The 15,603-nt window shown below is 69.1% G+C and carries 14 protein-coding genes; 10 read left to right on the top strand and 4 right to left on the bottom strand.

Annotated elements, in window-relative coordinates:
- The first annotated feature begins 41 nt into the window (after window positions 1-41).
- Both BKA14_RS30090 and BKA14_RS30085 read left to right on the top strand, forming a co-directional pair.
- A complete protein-coding gene (locus BKA14_RS30090; protein ID WP_184957042.1) occupies window positions 42-4,448 on the top strand; it encodes a HAMP domain-containing protein in 4,407 nt (1,468 codons plus the stop codon).
- A gap of 22 nt (window positions 4,449-4,470) precedes the next feature.
- Window positions 4,471-5,019, top strand: coding sequence for a response regulator (locus BKA14_RS30085; RefSeq protein WP_184954175.1), 549 nt, complete (start codon window positions 4,471-4,473; stop codon window positions 5,017-5,019).
- Window positions 5,020-5,026: 7 nt separating this feature from the next.
- Here the strand turns inward: BKA14_RS30085 and BKA14_RS30080 are convergent, their stop codons facing one another.
- The 3 genes from BKA14_RS30080 to BKA14_RS30070 are packed head-to-tail and all read right to left on the bottom strand — an operon-like array spanning window position 5,027 to window position 6,124.
- Window positions 5,027-5,374: a thioredoxin family protein gene (locus tag BKA14_RS30080; protein ID WP_184954174.1), complete on the bottom strand. Its 348-nt coding sequence runs from the start codon at window positions 5,372-5,374 to the stop codon at window positions 5,027-5,029.
- Window positions 5,347-5,739, bottom strand: coding sequence for a MerR family transcriptional regulator (locus BKA14_RS30075; RefSeq protein ID WP_184954173.1), 393 nt, complete (start codon window positions 5,737-5,739; stop codon window positions 5,347-5,349). The genes BKA14_RS30080 and BKA14_RS30075 overlap by 28 nt, the downstream gene beginning before the upstream one ends.
- Window positions 5,740-5,797: 58 nt before the next feature.
- Window positions 5,798-6,124 carry an STAS domain-containing protein gene (locus BKA14_RS30070; RefSeq protein ID WP_184954172.1) on the bottom strand — a complete coding sequence of 109 codons (327 nt, stop codon included), beginning with the start codon at window positions 6,122-6,124 and terminating at the stop codon, window positions 5,798-5,800.
- A 146-nt stretch (window positions 6,125-6,270) separates the two neighbouring features.
- On the opposite strand from BKA14_RS30070, the gene hemL reads away from it, so the two are divergent.
- From hemL to ccsB, 6 genes are read left to right on the top strand one after another with little or no spacing between them, the layout of a single operon-like run.
- Window positions 6,271-7,620 (top strand): glutamate-1-semialdehyde 2,1-aminomutase, encoded by a 1,350-nt coding sequence (gene hemL / locus BKA14_RS30065; protein WP_184954171.1) that lies wholly within the window; start codon window positions 6,271-6,273, stop codon window positions 7,618-7,620.
- Window positions 7,617-8,273: a histidine phosphatase family protein gene (locus BKA14_RS30060; protein WP_184954170.1), complete on the top strand. Its 657-nt coding sequence runs from the start codon at window positions 7,617-7,619 to the stop codon at window positions 8,271-8,273. Before hemL ends, BKA14_RS30060 begins: the two co-directional genes overlap by 4 nt.
- Window positions 8,270-8,830, top strand: a complete 561-nt coding sequence (locus BKA14_RS30055; protein WP_184954169.1) for a TlpA disulfide reductase family protein — start codon at window positions 8,270-8,272, stop codon at window positions 8,828-8,830. Before BKA14_RS30060 ends, BKA14_RS30055 begins: the two co-directional genes overlap by 4 nt.
- Window positions 8,830-9,630: a cytochrome c biogenesis CcdA family protein gene (locus BKA14_RS30050; RefSeq protein ID WP_184954168.1), complete on the top strand. Its 801-nt coding sequence runs from the start codon at window positions 8,830-8,832 to the stop codon at window positions 9,628-9,630. The genes BKA14_RS30055 and BKA14_RS30050 overlap by 1 nt, the downstream gene beginning before the upstream one ends.
- Window positions 9,627-11,249 carry a cytochrome c biogenesis protein ResB gene (gene resB / locus BKA14_RS30045; protein ID WP_184954167.1) on the top strand — a complete coding sequence of 541 codons (1,623 nt, stop codon included), beginning with the start codon at window positions 9,627-9,629 and terminating at the stop codon, window positions 11,247-11,249. Before BKA14_RS30050 ends, resB begins: the two co-directional genes overlap by 4 nt.
- Window positions 11,249-12,217: a c-type cytochrome biogenesis protein CcsB gene (gene ccsB / locus BKA14_RS30040; protein ID WP_184954166.1), complete on the top strand. Its 969-nt coding sequence runs from the start codon at window positions 11,249-11,251 to the stop codon at window positions 12,215-12,217. The genes resB and ccsB overlap by 1 nt, the downstream gene beginning before the upstream one ends.
- Here the strand turns inward: ccsB and BKA14_RS30035 are convergent, their stop codons facing one another.
- Window positions 12,218-13,114: a hypothetical protein gene (locus BKA14_RS30035; RefSeq protein ID WP_239093417.1), complete on the bottom strand. Its 897-nt coding sequence runs from the start codon at window positions 13,112-13,114 to the stop codon at window positions 12,218-12,220. It abuts the gene before it with no gap.
- A 114-nt stretch (window positions 13,115-13,228) separates the two neighbouring features.
- On the opposite strand from BKA14_RS30035, the gene BKA14_RS30030 reads away from it, so the two are divergent.
- A complete protein-coding gene (locus BKA14_RS30030) occupies window positions 13,229-14,689 on the top strand; it encodes a menaquinone biosynthesis decarboxylase (protein ID WP_184954165.1) in 1,461 nt (486 codons plus the stop codon).
- Window positions 14,686-15,582: a menaquinone biosynthesis prenyltransferase MqnP gene (gene mqnP, locus BKA14_RS30025; RefSeq protein ID WP_184954164.1), complete on the top strand. Its 897-nt coding sequence runs from the start codon at window positions 14,686-14,688 to the stop codon at window positions 15,580-15,582. Before BKA14_RS30030 ends, mqnP begins: the two co-directional genes overlap by 4 nt.
- The last annotated feature ends 21 nt before the right edge of the window (window positions 15,583-15,603 follow it).

Below are 15,603 nucleotides of genomic sequence, written 5' to 3'. Positions count from 1 at the left end.
ATAGGGAGCCCACGCCGGATGGACAGCGAGTGAGGACCAGCATGACCGCGGCCAAGGAAGCCAGCGTCGGCATGCCCGACGACACCGCCGTGCTCGGTGAACTCGCCGAGGCTCTGCGGCGTGTTCGCCGTGGCGATCTCAAGGTTCGGCTGCCCCGCCGCAGCGGGACGGCCGGTGAGGTCGCCGATGCGTTCAACGAAGTGGTGTCGCTGCAGGAGCGGCAAAATCTCGACCTGCGCCGGATCAGCCGCATCGTCGGCCGCGACGGCCGGCTCACCGAGCGACTCGACGACGAGGGTCTCGACGGCGCGTGGGCCGACAGCGTCCGGTCGGTGAACTCGCTGATCGACGACCTGGGCCGGCCGACCACGGAGATCTCCCGGGTCATCGTCGCGGTGGCCGAGGGTGACCTCTCGCAGCACATGGCGCTGGAAATGGACGGGCGTCCCCTTCGCGGTGAATTCCTGCGCATCGGCCGCACGGTCAACACGATGGTGGATCAGCTGTCGTCGTTCGCCGACGAGGTGACCCGGGTGGCCCGCGAGGTGGGCACCGAGGGCGAGCTGGGCGGTCAGGCCGACGTACGCGGGGTCGCGGGCACCTGGAAGGACCTGACCGACTCCGTCAACACCATGGCCTCCAACCTCACCCATCAGGTGAGATCCATCTCACAGGTTGCCACCGCGATGGCTCGCGGCGATCTGTCCCAGAAAATCACGGTCTCCGCCCGCGGCGAGGTGGCCGAGCTCTCCGACACGATGAACGGGCTGACCGACACCCTGCGGCTGTTCGCCGAGCAGGTGACCCGGGTGGCCCGCGAGGTGGGCACCGAGGGCAAGCTGGGCGGCCAGGCCGAGGTGCCCAACGTGGCGGGCACGTGGAAGGACCTCACCGACTCGGTGAACTCGATGGCCTCCAACCTGACGAGCCAGGTGCGCAACATCGCCCAGGTGTCGACGGCGGTGGCCAAGGGCGACCTGTCGCAGAAGATCACGGTGGCCGCGCAGGGCGAGATCCTGGAGCTCAAGGACACCGTGAACACGATGGTGGACCAGCTGTCGAGCTTCGCCGACGAGGTCACCCGGGTGGCCCGCGAGGTCGGCACCGACGGCCGGCTGGGTGGTCAGGCCCAGGTGCGCGGCGTCTCCGGCACGTGGCGCGATCTCACCGAGAACGTGAACCAGCTGGCCGACAACCTCACCGACCAGGTCCGCAACATCGCCCAGGTGTCGACGGCGGTGGCCAAGGGCGACCTGTCGCAGAAGATCACGGTTGACGCCCGCGGCGAGATCGCCGAGCTCAAGAACACCGTGAACACGATGGTCGACCAGTTGTCCAGCTTCGCCGAGGAGGTGACCCGCGTGGCCCGCGAGGTGGGCTCGGAGGGCAAGCTCGGCGGTCAGGCCCAGGTCAAAGGCGTTTCCGGTACGTGGCGCGACCTCACCGACAACGTGAACTACATGGCGTCGAACCTGACGAGCCAGGTCCGCAACATCTCGTCGGTCACCACGGCGGTGGCCAAGGGCGACCTGTCGCAGAAGATCACGGTCGACGCCCGCGGCGAGATCCTGGAGCTCAAGTCGACCGTCAACACCATGGTCGACCAGCTGTCGAGTTTCGCCGACGAGGTCACCCGCGTGGCGCGTGAGGTGGGTACGGAGGGCAAGCTCGGCGGGCAGGCGCAGGTGCGGGGCGTGGCCGGCACGTGGCGCGACCTGACCGACAACGTCAACTCGATGGCCTCCAACCTGACCGGCCAGGTGCGCAACATCGCCCAGGTGTCGACGGCGGTCGCGAAGGGCGACCTGTCGCAGAAGATCACGGTCGACGCCCAGGGCGAGATCCTGGAGCTCAAGAACACCGTGAACACGATGGTCGACCAGCTGTCGTCGTTCGCCGACGAGGTCACCCGCGTGGCCCGCGAGGTGGGTTCCGAGGGCAAGCTGGGCGGGCAGGCGCAGGTGCGGGGCGTGGCCGGCACATGGCGCGACCTGACCGACAACGTCAACTACATGGCCTCCAACCTGACGGCCCAGGTGCGCAACATCGCGTCGGTGACCACGGCCGTGGCCAAGGGCGACCTGTCGCAGAAGATCACGGTCGACGCCCGCGGCGAGATCCTGGAGCTCAAGGACACCGTCAACACGATGGTCGACCAGCTCTCCAGCTTCGCCACCGAGGTCACCCGGGTCGGCCGCGAGGTCGGTGTCGAGGGCAAGCTGGGCGGCCAGGCGCAGGTCAAGGGCGTTTCCGGTACGTGGCAGGACCTCACCGACAACGTGAACCAGCTCGCCTCGACGCTGACGATCCAGCTGCGTGCGATCGCCGAGGTGTCCACCGCCGTGACCCGCGGTGACCTGACCCAGAGCATCGCGGTCGAGGCGCAGGGCGAGGTCGCCGAGCTCAAGGACAACATCAACCAGATGATCGTCACGCTCCGCGAGACGACCAAGGCCAACGCCGAGCAGGGCTGGCTCGACTCCAACCTGGCCCGCATCGGTGGCCTGCTGCAGGGCCAGCGTGATCTCGGCGAGGTCTGCCGCATGATCATGACTGAGGTCACCCCGCTGGTGGACGCTCAGCTCGGCGCGTTCTTCCTGGTCGACAACGAGCAGGCGGTCATGCGGCTGCGGCTCGCGGCCTCGTACGGCTATGTCGCCCGCAACCACGAGGTGACCTTCGGGCCGGGCGAGGGCCTGGTCGGCCAGGCCGCCGTCTCGCGCCGCACGATCCGGGTCCGGGCCACCCACGACGGCATCCTGACCATGCGCTCGGGGCTGATGTCGATGCCGCCGAACGACCTGGTCGTGCTGCCGGTGCTGTTCGAGGGCGAGATGCTCGGCGTGATCGAGTTCGCGTCGGTGGCGGCGTTCTCGGGCCTGCATCTGACGTTCCTCGAGCGGCTCGTGTCGACGATCGGCGTCGCCCTCAACACCATCCAGGCAAACCGCCGTACGGAGGAATTGCTCTCCCAGTCCCAGCGGCTGGCCCGCGAGATGCAGGATCAGTCGGCCGAGCTGCAGCGCACCAACGCCGAGCTGGAGGACAAGGCCCAGCTGCTGAGCGAGCAGAAGGCCAACATCGAGACCAAGAACCGCGAGATCGAGCAGGCCCGGCGGGGCCTGGAGGAGAAGGCGCAGCAGCTCAGCCGGGCCAGCGCGTACAAGTCGGAGTTCCTGGCCAACATGAGCCACGAGCTGCGCACCCCGCTCAACTCGCTGTTGCTGCTGGCCCGGCTGCTGGCCGACAACAACGACACCAACCTGACCGAGAAGCAGATCGAGTTCGCCCGCACGATCCACAGCGCCGGCTCCGACCTGCTCTCGCTGATCGACGACATCCTCGACCTGGCCAAGATCGAGGCGGGCCGGATGGACGTCGAGCCCGACCAGGTCGACTTCGAGGGGGTCCGCAGCTACGTCGAGCAGGCGTTCGCGCCGCAGGCCAACGAGAAGAACCTCGAGTTCCGGGTCTGGCTGCAGCCGGGGCTGCCCGAGTCGATCCTCACCGACACCCAGCGGCTCCACCAGATCTTGCGCAACATGCTGTCCAACGCGGTCAAGTTCACCGACAGCGGCTCGGTCACGCTGAGCATCTTCGGCGCCCCGCCCGAGACCGACTTCGAGGTGCCCGCGCTGGCCGCGGCCCGGCAGGTGATCGCGTTCGCGGTGACCGACACCGGCATCGGCATCAGCGACGAGAAGCTGGCCATCATCTTCGAGCCGTTCCAGCAGGCCGACGGCACGACCACCCGCAAGTACGGCGGCACCGGCCTGGGCCTGTCGATCAGCCGCGACCTGGCCGCGCTGCTCGGCGGCACGATCGTGGTCTCGTCCCGGCCCGGTGAGGGCTCGACGTTCACGCTCTACATGCCCGACGCGCTCAGCGCCGAGGCCATCCCGCCGCTGAGCCTGCCCACGCTGCCCACCAGCACGGTCGTGGTGCAGCCGGCCCCGGCCCCGATCGACATGCCACTGATGGAGATGCCGGTGCTGCACCAGAGCCCCGCGCTCGAGGGGCACGTGGTGAGCCCGGCCAGCCGGCAGCTCGACGGCGCGACCGTGCTGATCGTCGACGACGACGTGCGCAACGTCTTCGCCCTGACCAGCGCGCTGGAGATGCACGGGCTCAACGTGCTGTACTCCGACAACGGGGTCGACGGCGTACGGCTGCTGGCCGAGCACCCCGAGGTCGACATCGTGCTGATGGACGCGATGATGCCCGACCAGGACGGCTACGAGACCACGCGCGGAATCCGGCGCAATCAGCGCTTCCAGGATCTACCGGTAGTCTTCCTGACGGCGAAGGCGATGCCCGGCGACCGGGAGTCGGCGCTCGCGGCCGGCGCCAGCGACTACATCACCAAGCCCGTCGACCTCGACGAGCTGATCGAGCTGATGGCCCGCTGGGTCAACGCCGACAAGACCACGGAGCCGGATCTGGGCTGATAGGTCCACGGAGGGGAGCACAGTGGCGGAGCGCGCGAAGGCCCTGCTGGTCGACGACCGCAAGGACAACCTGCTCGCCCTGGAGGCCATTCTCCAGGGCCTGCCGGTGACCGCGGTGGCGGTCGAGAGCGGCGAGGCGGCGCTCAAGCAGCTGCTCACCGACGACTTCGCGGTGATCCTGCTCGATGCCCAGATGCCCAACATGGACGGCTTCGAGACGGCCGGGCACATCAAGCGGCGCGAGCGCACCCGGCACGTGCCGATCCTGTTCCTCACCGCCGCCGACCGCGACGCCCAGCTCGCTCTGCGGGGCTACGCGGTCGGCGCGGTGGATTATCTGACCAAGCCGTTCGACCCGTGGGTGCTGCGGGCCAAGGTCAGCATCTTCGTCGACCTGTGGAACAAGACGCAGCAGCTCAAGGCCCAGTCCGAGGCGTCCCGCGAGCGCGAGTCGCAGTGGCAACGGCTCACCGACACGGTCGACGAGGCGGCCCGGGTGCTGCGGTCCGGTGGCGACAACGCGGCCGCCGAGGCGCTGGCCCTGCTGGAGAAGGCCCGCTGGGGCACCTAGGGCCTGGTCAGACGTTCGCGTACGGGGTGAGGACCTCGGCCAGCACGTGCCGTAGCACCGATTTCGGGCGCGCTCCCACGAGTGTCCTGGTCACCGAGCCGTTCTGAAAGATCAGCAGGGTCGGCAGGGAGAGGATCCGGTGCGCGCGGGCCGTCTCCGGGTTCTCGTCGGCGTTCAACGTCGTGATCAGCAGCCGCCCGGCGAACTCGGGCTGCAGCTCGGCCAGCGTGCGCGCCATCGGCCCGCAGGGTGGGCACCACTCGGCCCAGACGTCGACGGCGACCGGGATCACCGATCCGCGTACGGCCTCGGCAAAGGTGGCATCGGTCAGGGCGGGCAGATCTGTGTCTGGCATAGCGGCGACTCCCGTTGTTCGACGGCGTGGTCCAACTGGGTGCGCAACTGCTGCCGGAGCTCGGTCAGCTGCCCGATGTAGCCGTCCACTTCGGCCAGCTTACGGCGCAGCACCAGCACCGAGTCGGGGCACACGTGACCCGACTCGTTCCCGGCTCGCAGGCACGCGACGAAGGGACGGATGTCCTCGAGGCCGAAACCGGCCGCCAGCAGCGAGCGGATCTCGTGCACCACGCGCAGCTCGGCGTCGTCGTACTGGCGATATCCGTTCGCGTCACGGCCGGCCTGCACCAGCCCGTGCTGCTCGTAGTAGCGCAGCGTGCGCGTGCTCGTGCCGGCGCGCGAAGCCAACTCCCCGATCAACATCCCGGTGCCCCCTCGTCGTCATCCGACGGTAGGCATTGACACCGGCGTCAAGGCAACCTCAGGCGGTGCTGCTGATCATCAGGGCGCTGCGCAGGCCCGTGATGTCGAGCACTCGCAGCAGGAAGTCGCCGACGTTGGCCAGGGACAGGACGGAGCGGGCATGCTGGGCCTTGCGGCTGAGCACGACGAGGGTGCCAAGACCCTGGGAATCGCAGAAGGTGACCCCGGCCATGTCCAGCACGATGCGGGCCGGTGGCTCGGTCAGCACCTCGTTGACCAGCGTCGACAGGTTGGTGACCGTGAGCACGTCGATTTCCCCGGCGAGGTGGAAGGTGACCTCGTCGGGTGCGTGCTCAACCGTGATCGACAGCTCGGGTCGTTCCACTCGGTCAGCCTATCGCCTGTGCGCATGTTCGGCCTGTTGGGCTCGACCGTATCGGGGCGATCCCGACATCACCGATTGCTGCTTTCGACCATCGGAGGGTGATGTGAGGAACCCTCTTGAGATTCTTGCCGGACCGCGCTGACACAATGGGAGCCGCTGTGACCACCTCATACCGCGCCGAGGGCCTCCCCTACCCGGAGGACGCCCCGGTCTCTCAGGCCCTGTTCGACCGCGCCCAGGCCATCGTGCCGGGCGGGGTCAATTCACCCGTGCGTGCGTTCCGAGCGGTCGGCGGCACGCCCCGATTCATGGCGCACGGCAAGGGCCCATGGCTCACCGACGCCGACGGCCGCCGCTACGTCGACCTGGTCTGCTCGTGGGGCCCGCTGATCCACGGCCACGCGCACCCCGAGATCGTCGCCGCCATCCAGGCCGCCGCCTCGCTCGGCACCAGCTTCGGCACCCCCACCGCGGGCGAGGTCGATCTGGCCGAGGAGATCGTCCGCCGCACCGCCGTCGACGAGGTCCGCCTGGTCAACTCGGGCACCGAGGCCACCATGACGGCGATCCGGCTGGCTCGCGGCTACACCGGCCGCTCCAAGATCGTGAAGTTCGCCGGCTGCTATCACGGCCACGTCGACGCGCTGCTGGCCGCGGCCGGCTCCGGGGTGGCCACCCTGGGCCTGCCCGACTCGCCTGGTGTCACCGGCGCGGCGGCCGGCGAGACCATCGTGCTGCCGTACAACGACGTCGCCGCCGTCGAGCAGACCTTCCGCGAGCAGGGCGGCGAGATCGCCGCGATCATCACCGAGGCCGCGGCGGGCAACATGGGCGTGGTCGCCCCGCGCGACGGTTTCAACCAGCGGATCGCCGAGATCGCCCACGCGGCGGGCGCCCTGCTGATCGTCGACGAGGTGATGACCGGTTTCCGTGTCTCGGCCGGCGGCTGGGCCGGGCTCGACCCGGTCGACGCCGACCTGTTCACCTTCGGCAAGGTCATGGGTGGTGGGCTGCCCGCGGCGGCGTTCGGCGGCCGTCGCGAGATCATGTCGCGGCTGGCCCCGGCCGGCCCGGTCTATCAGGCCGGCACGCTGTCGGGAAACCCGCTGGCCTGCGCGGCCGGGCTCGCCTCGCTGCGGCTGGCCGACGACGCGACGTACAAGCGGCTCGACGAGCTCTCGGCCACCGTGGGCGCGCTCGCCTCCGACGCGCTGACCACCGCGGGCGTCCCGCATCGGCTCTCGTTCGCGGGCAACATGTTCTCGATCTTCTTCACCGAGTCCGAGGTGGTCGACTACGAGTCGGCCAAGACTCAGGACGCGGGCGCGTTCAAGGGGTTCTTCCACGCGATGCTGGCGCGCGGCGTCTACCTGCCGCCGAGCGCCTTCGAGTCGTGGTTCGTCTCGACCGCGCTCGACGAACAGGCGCTCGAGCAGATCGCTGCCGCCCTGCCCCACGCGGCGCGGGCGGCCGCAGCGGGGGGAGCAGCAGCGTGAGTGAACCGACGAGGACGACCGTGCACGTGCTGCGGCACGGCGAGGTCTTCAACCCCAACAAGATCCTGTACGGCCGGTTGCCCGACTTCCATCTGTCGGAGCTCGGCGTGCAGATGGCCAAGGCGGCGGCCGAGGCGCTGGCCGAGCGTGACATCACGCACGTGGTGGCCAGCCCGCTCGACCGGGCGCAGGAGACCGCGGTGCCGATCGCCGGCGAGTTCGACCTCGAGATCGCCACCGACTCGCGGCTGATCGAGAGCGCCAACTACTTCGAGGGCAAAAAGGTGTCGGTCGGCGACGGCGCGCTCACCAACCCCCGGCACTGGTGGGTGCTGCGCGACCCGATCACCCCCTCCTGGGGCGAGGCCTACCTGGTCATTGCCCAGCGCATGTTTGCCGCTGTGCAGGCGGCCCGGGTCGCCGCCGAGGGGCACGAGGCCGTCTGCGTCTCGCATCAACTGCCGATCTGGACGCTGAGGCGCTATATAGAGAAGAAGCGTCTGTGGCACGACCCGCGCCGCCGGCAGTGCGGCCTGGCCAGCCTGACGTCGTTCCGCTTCGAGGACTCCAAGGTCGTCGGGATCGACTATTCCGAGCCCGCCGCCCACCTGGTGGCCCTCTCCGCGACTGCCAAGACCGCCAAGGGAGCTTGACCATGCGCCGCCTCGCCGCAGTCCTGGCCACCGCCGCCGTCACGGCCGGTGTCCTAGCCGGATGCGGAGGGGAGAACTGGACCGACAAGTGCGCGACCGTCAACGGCGTGGTGGAGTGCGCGCCCGACAAGCGCACGGCGGTCAAGCCGGTCAGCGGCGAGCTGCTCGACGGCGGGTCGTACGACCTGAGTCAGGACAAGGGCAAGGTCGTGGTGGTCAACTTCTGGGGGTCGTGGTGCGCGCCCTGCCGGGCCGAGGCCGACGACCTGGAGAACACCTACCAGGCCACCAAGGACAAGAACGTCACGTTCCTCGGGGTCAACTCGCGTGACGACAAGGACGCCGCCCGCGAGTTCGAGCGGGGCCGGGTGACCTACCCGAGCCTCTACGACTTCGAGGGCAAGATCGGCCTGCAGTTCGACGGGACCAGCACGGCCATGCCGTCCACGCTGATCATCGACCGGCAGGGCCGGATCGCCGTCGCGATCCGGCAGGCCACGACGCTGACGCAGCTCAAGCCGCTGGTGGAAAGGGTGGCCGCGGAGGGGACCGGCTGATGGGCGAGAGCTTCGCCGGAATCGCCGGCACCGGACCTCTGCTGCTGGCGATCGGGGTGGCCGCGCTGGCCGGTCTGGTCAGCATCCTCTCCCCGTGCGTGCTGCCGCTGCTGCCGGGCTATCTGTCCTATGTGACGGGCCTGGCCGGTTCCGATCTCGACAACACAGATGACACGCCCCCTTCCGGCGGCGGTGTGCAGACCCTGACCCGGTCAAGGGTGGCCGGCAAGGGCCGCGTGCTGGCCGGAACGAGCCTTTTCGTGCTCGGCTTCACAGTGGTTTTCACCCTGCTCACGACGGCGGTGGCCAACCTCACCTTCCTCGTTCGCCATACCGACGTGCTCAACATCGTGCTGGGCGTCCTGATCATCGGGCTGGGGGTGGCGTACCTGGGCTGGATCCCCGGTCTGCAGCGCGAGGCCCGCTTCACCCGGCTTCCGGCCGCGGGCCTGCTGGGCGCGCCGGTGTTCGGGGCGATCTTCGCGTTCTCCTGGATCCCCTGCGTGGGCCCGACGCTGGGCGCGGTCATGCTGCTCGCCTCGACGACCGGGCAGACCGACCGCGCCGTGATCCTCGCGGTGGCGTACAGCCTGGGTCTGGGTCTGCCGTTCGTGCTCTTCGGGCTTTTCTTCCGCAAACTGCTGGGGGTCTTCCGCGCGGTCCGCCGCAACAGCCGCTGGGTCACCCGGATCGGTGGGGTGCTGCTCATCCTGGTCGGGCTGGCCCTGGTCACCGGCGGGTGGGACCACTTCATGGTGTGGCTCAAAGTCACCTTCAGCTTCGGGGAGACCCTGCTGTGACCGTCACCGAGGAGCGCCGGGCGCCCGCGTCGACGCCACCGCCCCGCCTGCCCCATCGGCTCTGGGCGCTGCTGCGCAACTCGTGGCGGCAACTGACCAGCATGCGTACGGCGCTGGTGCTGCTCTTCCTGCTGGCGATCGCGGCCATCCCGGGCTCGGTCTTCCCGCAGCGCTCGGTCAACGCGGAACGGGTCTCGCAGTATTACCAGGCCCACCCCGATCTGGCTCCCTGGCTGGAACGGCTGGGCGGTTTCTCGGTCTACGCCTCGCCCTGGTTCGCCTCGATCTATCTGCTGCTGTTCACGTCGCTGATCGGCTGTGTCGTGCCGCGGCTGCTCGACCACGTGCGCGCGCTGCGTCAGGCCCCGCCGGACGCACCCAAGCGGCTGGACCGGCTGCCCCAGAGCTCCCCGCGGTGGTCACGGGCCGGCGCGCCGGCCGAGGTGGCCCGCGGCATCGCCACCGGCCTGCGCCGCCGCCGGTTCCGCACCAAGCTGCGGCAGCGCGAGGACGGCAGCTGGACGGTCTCGGCCGAGAAGGGCTACCTCAAGGAGACCGGCAACCTGCTGTTCCACACCGCCCTGCTGGCCGTGCTGATCGGCGTGGGGTTCGGCCACTGGTACGGCTGGCACGCCAACCGGATCCTGATCAGCGGCAACGAGCTGGGCTTCTGCAACACCCTGACCCAGTACGACGACTCCACCCTCGGCCCGCGCGTGCACCCCGCCGACCTGCCCGACTTCTGCCTGCGGCTGAGCGACTTCGACGCCTCGTTCCAGGACACCGGCCAGCCCAAGAGCTTCTCGGCGACGGTGCAGGTCAGCCAGGACAACGGCCCGTACGAGACCCGCAAGTTCACGGTCAACGACCCGCTGCGGCTCGACGAGGCGAACGTCTACCTGCTCGGCCACGGGTACGCGCCGGTCCTGAAGTACACCGACCGCTACGGCGTCGCACAGACCAAGGTCGTGCCGTTCCTGCCGATCGACGCCATGCAGACCAGTGAGGGCGTCGCGCAGTTCCCCGACGTCAACATCGACCCCAAGACCGACAAACGGGACCCCGCGCTGCAGGTGGGCTTCGAGGGGATGTTCCTGCCGACCGCGCCCACCGACGGCACCGCGCGCTCGATCTTCCCGGCCGAGAACAACCCGATGCTCTACCTCAGCGCGTACCGCGGCGACCTGGGGCTCGACGTCGGCACACCCGGTTCGGTCTACTCGCTCAACCAGTCGCAGATCGCGAGCGGCGACCTCAAGAAGGTCAGCGGAGACCGGCCGTACGCGCTCAAGCTGGGCGACACGTGGACCCTGGAGGACGGCAGCAAGCTCGAGTTCATCGGCACCCGGCCGTTCGCCACGCTGTCCATCCGGCACGACCCCACGCAGACGCTGGCCCTGGCGGGCGCGGTGATCGGGCTGCTCGGCCTGATGCTCTCGCTGGGCGGTCACCGGCGGCGGGTGTGGTTCACCGTGCAGGAGAATGCCGGCCTGACGGGTTCGCCCGCAGAGTCCGGCGGTACGTTGGTCACGGCCGGTGGCCTGCCGCGCACCGACTATCCCGGTTTCGCAGACGAGTTCAAGGCCCTGGTGAAAGCCGCCGAGGAAGGAACGCCCTGATGGCGGAGTTGTCGAATCAACTGATGGCGGCGGCTGTCCTGCTCTATCTGGCCGCGATGATCTGTTACGCGGGGGAGTACGCGTTCGGCAAGCGCAGCCGCATCGGCCGCGCCGCCGTGCGCCCGGCCAGGCAGCTCGTGGGCTCGGGAGCCCCGGTCGACGAGGTCCCGGACGACGTGGAGCCGCCCGTCACCACGAAGCGCGACCGCGGCGAGCTGGTCGGCCGGATCGCCGTCGGACTCAACGTCGTCGCCGTGCTGCTGCATCTCGGCGGCCTGGTCACCCGCGGTGTCGCGGCCGACCGGATGCCGTGGGGCAACATGTACGAGTACATCCTGGCCACCACGTTCATCGCCTCGGCGGTGTGGATCGGCATCGTGCTCGCCCGCCCGGCCGTGCGTCACCTGGGCCTGTTCGCCGCGCTGGCGCTGGTCGTCATGCTCGGCGCGGCCAGCATGATCGCCTACACCCCGGTCGGCCCGCTGGTGCCCGCGCTGCACTCGTACTGGTTCATCATCCACGTGTCGACGATCATCATCGGCTCCGGCATCTTCCTGATCGGTGCCGTGCCGGCCGCGATGTTCCTCATCCGCGACGGGTACGACCAGGGCAAACGCAAGTTCCCGTACACGCTGGGCAAGCACGTGCCCAACGCGGTCGCCCTGGAGCGTCTGACGTTCCGCCTGCACGCGTTCGCGTTCCCGCTGTTCACCTTTGGCGCGCTGATCGCGGGCCCGATCTGGGCCGAGGCCTCCTGGGGCCGCTACTGGGGCTGGGACCCCAAGGAGGTCTGGGCGTTCATCTCCTGGATCGTCTACGCCGGTTACCTGCACGCCCGGGCTACACCCAGCGTCAAGCGCCGGGTGGCGACCTGGATCGCGCTGGTCGGCTTCGTGACCATGCTGATGAACCTCTTCGGCGTCAACCTGTTCTTCGAGGGCCTGCACTCGTACGCCAACGCCGGCTGATCAGGCCCGGCCCGGGCGGTCGCAGTCGCCGGCCGTCCAGGTGTCGTAACGGGTCAGCCAGTCCAGGCAGAACCCGCCGGCCAGCTCCCGGCGGGCCGGGTCGGAACCGGTCAGCGTGGGCACGTCGTCGCGCCAGAAGCGGGTCGGCCCACCGCCGCCCGGCTGGAGCCGCACGTTGTCGACGGTCACCGGCGGCACGTCGATCCGGCCCGGGCGGCTCGGGTCGACGTGCACCTCGACGTACTGCTCGATCGTCGCGGTGGCGCCGAGCGGCAGCCGCTGGGCGGTGAGCAGGTTCCACCGGTTGCCCCACCACAGCCACGCGCTCCACACGCCGTCGGAGTCGGCGTGCAGGTCCAGCCACACCTTCTCGCCCGGCCGCACCGCGTACTGGTGATAGAACTGCCACGTCTTGGTGTTGGTGTTGAACGTGTAGATCTTCTGCTTGCCCGCGTCGGCCCAGCCCGTCTCGGCCCAGCCCGCCTCCAGCCACGCGATGGTGCCGCGGCCCATGTTGCGCTTGACCATGAAGCGGGCGGCGACGAAGTCGTACGTGCGGGACCGGATGGAGCCGTCGACGACCGTCATCCGCCCGGAGACGCCGGCCCATTCGCCGCCGGTGTTGGCGCCCAGGTGGTGGTAGCCGCTCGGGGTGAAGCCGGGCTCGCCCCGGCGGGCGATCCGCGCGCCGGACTCGAGGATGTGACCCGTGGCCCGGCAGGCTCCCGGGCTGGCCGGTCCGGCCGGGTGGACCGGGGGCCGGGTCGACTTCTTTGCGGGCGGGCAGGCCGGCAGCTGTGTCCGAGGTCCGGGCGCCGACACGGCGGGGCTCGCACCGGCCAGGGCGGCGATCAGGCCTGCCATCGCGCACCACAGCACCGCGTTCCGGATCTTCACCTGCACCTCGCCTGCCGCTTGGGAATACCGCTCACTCAACGCGAATCGGACATCGTGAGTGACGGTGATCGCCCGCGCGCGGAATTGTCGGAGGGGTGCGCGAGACTGGTTGTCATGGCGCCTCGTGGGTTTCCCTATGAAGATCTGCAGAGCTTTCTCGACGCCCTGGAGGCGGCCGGAGAGTTGCGGAGGGTGAGCGTTCCGGTCGACCCCACGCTGGAAATCAGCGAAGTGGTGACACGCACCGTTCGCGAGGGCGGCCCGGCCCTGCTGTTCGAGCGGCCCACCCGCGGCTCCATGCCGTTGGCGATCAACCTCTTCGGCACCGAAAAGCGGATGGCGATGGCCCTCGGGGTCGAAAGTCTTGACGAAGTGGGCGACCGCATTGGTGCGCTGACCAAACCGGAGCTTCCGGTCGGTTGGTCCGGCATTCGCGAGGGCCTGGGCAAGGTGCTTCAGCTCAAGTCGTTGCCGCCTCGCAAGGTCAAGACGGCGCCCTGTCAGGAGGTCGTGCTCTCCGGCGACGAGGTCGACCTCGGCCTGCTGCCCGGCCTGCAGATCTGGCCCGATGACGGCGGCATCTACCACAACTTCGGGCTCACCCACACCAAGCACCCCGAGACCGGCAAGCGCAATCTCGGGCTCTACCGCCTGCAGCAGCACTCGAAGAACACGCTCGGCATGCACTGGCAGATCCACAAGGACTCCACGGCCCACCACGCCGTGGCCGAGCGGCTCGGGCAGCGCCTGCCGGTGGCCATCGCGATCGGCTGCGACCCGGTGGTGAGCTACTCGGCGAGCGCGCCGCTGCCCGCCGACATCGACGAATACCTGTTCGCCGGCTTCCTGCGGGGTGAGCGGGTCGAGATGGTCGACTGCCTGACCGTGCCGCTCCAGGTGCCGGCTCAGGCCCAGATCGTGCTGGAGGGTTATCTGGAGCCCGGTGAGCGGCTGCCCGAGGGCCCGTTCGGCGACCACACCGGCTTCTACACCCCGGTCGAGCCGTTCCCGGTGCTGCACATCGAGACCATGACCATGCGGAAGAAGCCGATCTACCACTCGATCATCACGTCGCAGCCGCCGCAGGAGGACCACGGTCTGGGCAAGGCCACCGAGCGCATCTTCCTGCCGCTGATCAAAATCCTGATCCCCGACATCGTCGACTACGACCTGCCGTCGGCCGGCGTCTTCCACAACTGCGCGATCATCTCGATCCGCAAGCGTTACCCCAAGCACGCGCAGAAGGTGATGAACGCGGTCTGGGGTGCCCACTCGCTGGCGATGACCAAGCTGGTCGTGATCGTGGACGAGGACTGCAACGTCCACGACTACAACGAGGTCGCGTTCCGCGCCTTCGGCAACGTCGACTACAGCCGCGACCTGCTGCTCACCGAGGGCCCCGTCGACCACCTCGACCACGCTTCCTACCAGCAGTTCTGGGGCGGCAAGGCGGGCATCGACGCCACCCGTAAGCTGCCGGCGGAGGGCTATTCGAGAGGCTGGCCCGAGGAGATGACGATGACGCCCGAGGTGATCAGCCTCGTGGACAAGCGCTGGAAGGAGTACGGCATATGACAGCGGTCGCGGCGGTGCCCGAGAAACCCGGCAAGGTCAAGGCGTTCCTGCGCCTGGTCGCGATCGAGCACTCGGTGTTCGCGCTGCCGTTCGCCTACCTGTCGGCCTTCGTCGCGCTCGACCGGCTGGGCACCGGCGTCCACTGGCTCGATCTGCTGCTGATCACTGTCGCGATGGTTTCCGGCCGTACGTTCGCCATGGCGGCCAACCGCATCCTCGACCGCAAGATCGATGCCCTCAATCCCCGGACGCAGAACCGCGAGCTCGTCACCGGCGCGGTCTCCTTGCGCACGGCGTGGACGGGCGCCGCGGTCTCGCTGGTCGTGCTCTTCGCCGCGGCCGGCCTGCTCAACCCGCTCTGTCTCGTGCTGTCGCCGCTCGCCGTGATCCCGCTGGTGATCTATCCGTACGCCAAGCGGTTCACGAACTTCCCGCACTACGTGCTGGCCCTGGCCCAGGCGGTGGCCCCGGTCGGCGCCTGGCTCGGCATCACCGGCACCTTCGACGGCTCCGGCCCGGCCTGGCTGCTCGGTGTCGCCGTCGGCCTGTGGATCGGCGGCTTCGACATCATCTACGCCTGCCAGGACGTCGAGGTCGACCGCAAGATCGGGGTGCATTCCACCCCGGCCCGGTTCGGCGTCCGCACGGCCCTGCACATCTCCACCGTCACTCACGTGGTGACCTTCGCGCTGTTCGTCTGGTTCGGCCAGGTGGTGGGTCTGAGCTGGCTCTGGTGGGTCGGCCTGGTGCTGACGGCGGCCGCGTTCATCTATCAGCACATCGTCGTCACGCCGAACGACCTGTCGAAGGTCAACCGGGCCTTCTTCACGGCCAACGGCTTCGTTGGCATCGCGCTGTTCGTCTTCGCCCTGCTCGATCTGATGCTGTTGTAACGCCGGCCCCCGTGCCGTCCG

Origin of the sequence: Paractinoplanes abujensis, assembly GCF_014204895.1 — a bacterium.
In the GTDB taxonomy this organism is placed as follows: Bacteria; Actinomycetota; Actinomycetes; order Mycobacteriales; family Micromonosporaceae; genus Actinoplanes; species Actinoplanes abujensis.
Note: the sequence above shows the minus strand (reverse complement) of the source record. Positions and strands in the feature narration are given on the sequence as shown.

Excerpts from the sequence above, each read along its gene's own strand:
- BKA14_RS30090 (WP_184957042.1), top strand. The coding sequence starts at position 42 with ATGACCGCGGCCAAGGAAGCCAGCGTCGGCATGCCCGACGACACCGCC.
- BKA14_RS30080 (WP_184954174.1), bottom strand. The coding sequence starts at position 5,374 with ATGCCAGACACAGATCTGCCCGCCCTGACCGATGCCACCTTTGCCGAG.
- BKA14_RS30075 (WP_184954173.1), bottom strand. The coding sequence starts at position 5,739 with ATGTTGATCGGGGAGTTGGCTTCGCGCGCCGGCACGAGCACGCGCACG.
- hemL (WP_184954171.1), top strand. The coding sequence starts at position 6,271 with ATGGGAGCCGCTGTGACCACCTCATACCGCGCCGAGGGCCTCCCCTAC.
- BKA14_RS30050 (WP_184954168.1), top strand. The coding sequence starts at position 8,830 with ATGGGCGAGAGCTTCGCCGGAATCGCCGGCACCGGACCTCTGCTGCTG.
- ccsB (WP_184954166.1), top strand. The coding sequence starts at position 11,249 with ATGGCGGAGTTGTCGAATCAACTGATGGCGGCGGCTGTCCTGCTCTAT.
- BKA14_RS30030 (WP_184954165.1), top strand. The coding sequence starts at position 13,229 with ATGGCGCCTCGTGGGTTTCCCTATGAAGATCTGCAGAGCTTTCTCGAC.
- mqnP (WP_184954164.1), top strand. The coding sequence starts at position 14,686 with ATGACAGCGGTCGCGGCGGTGCCCGAGAAACCCGGCAAGGTCAAGGCG.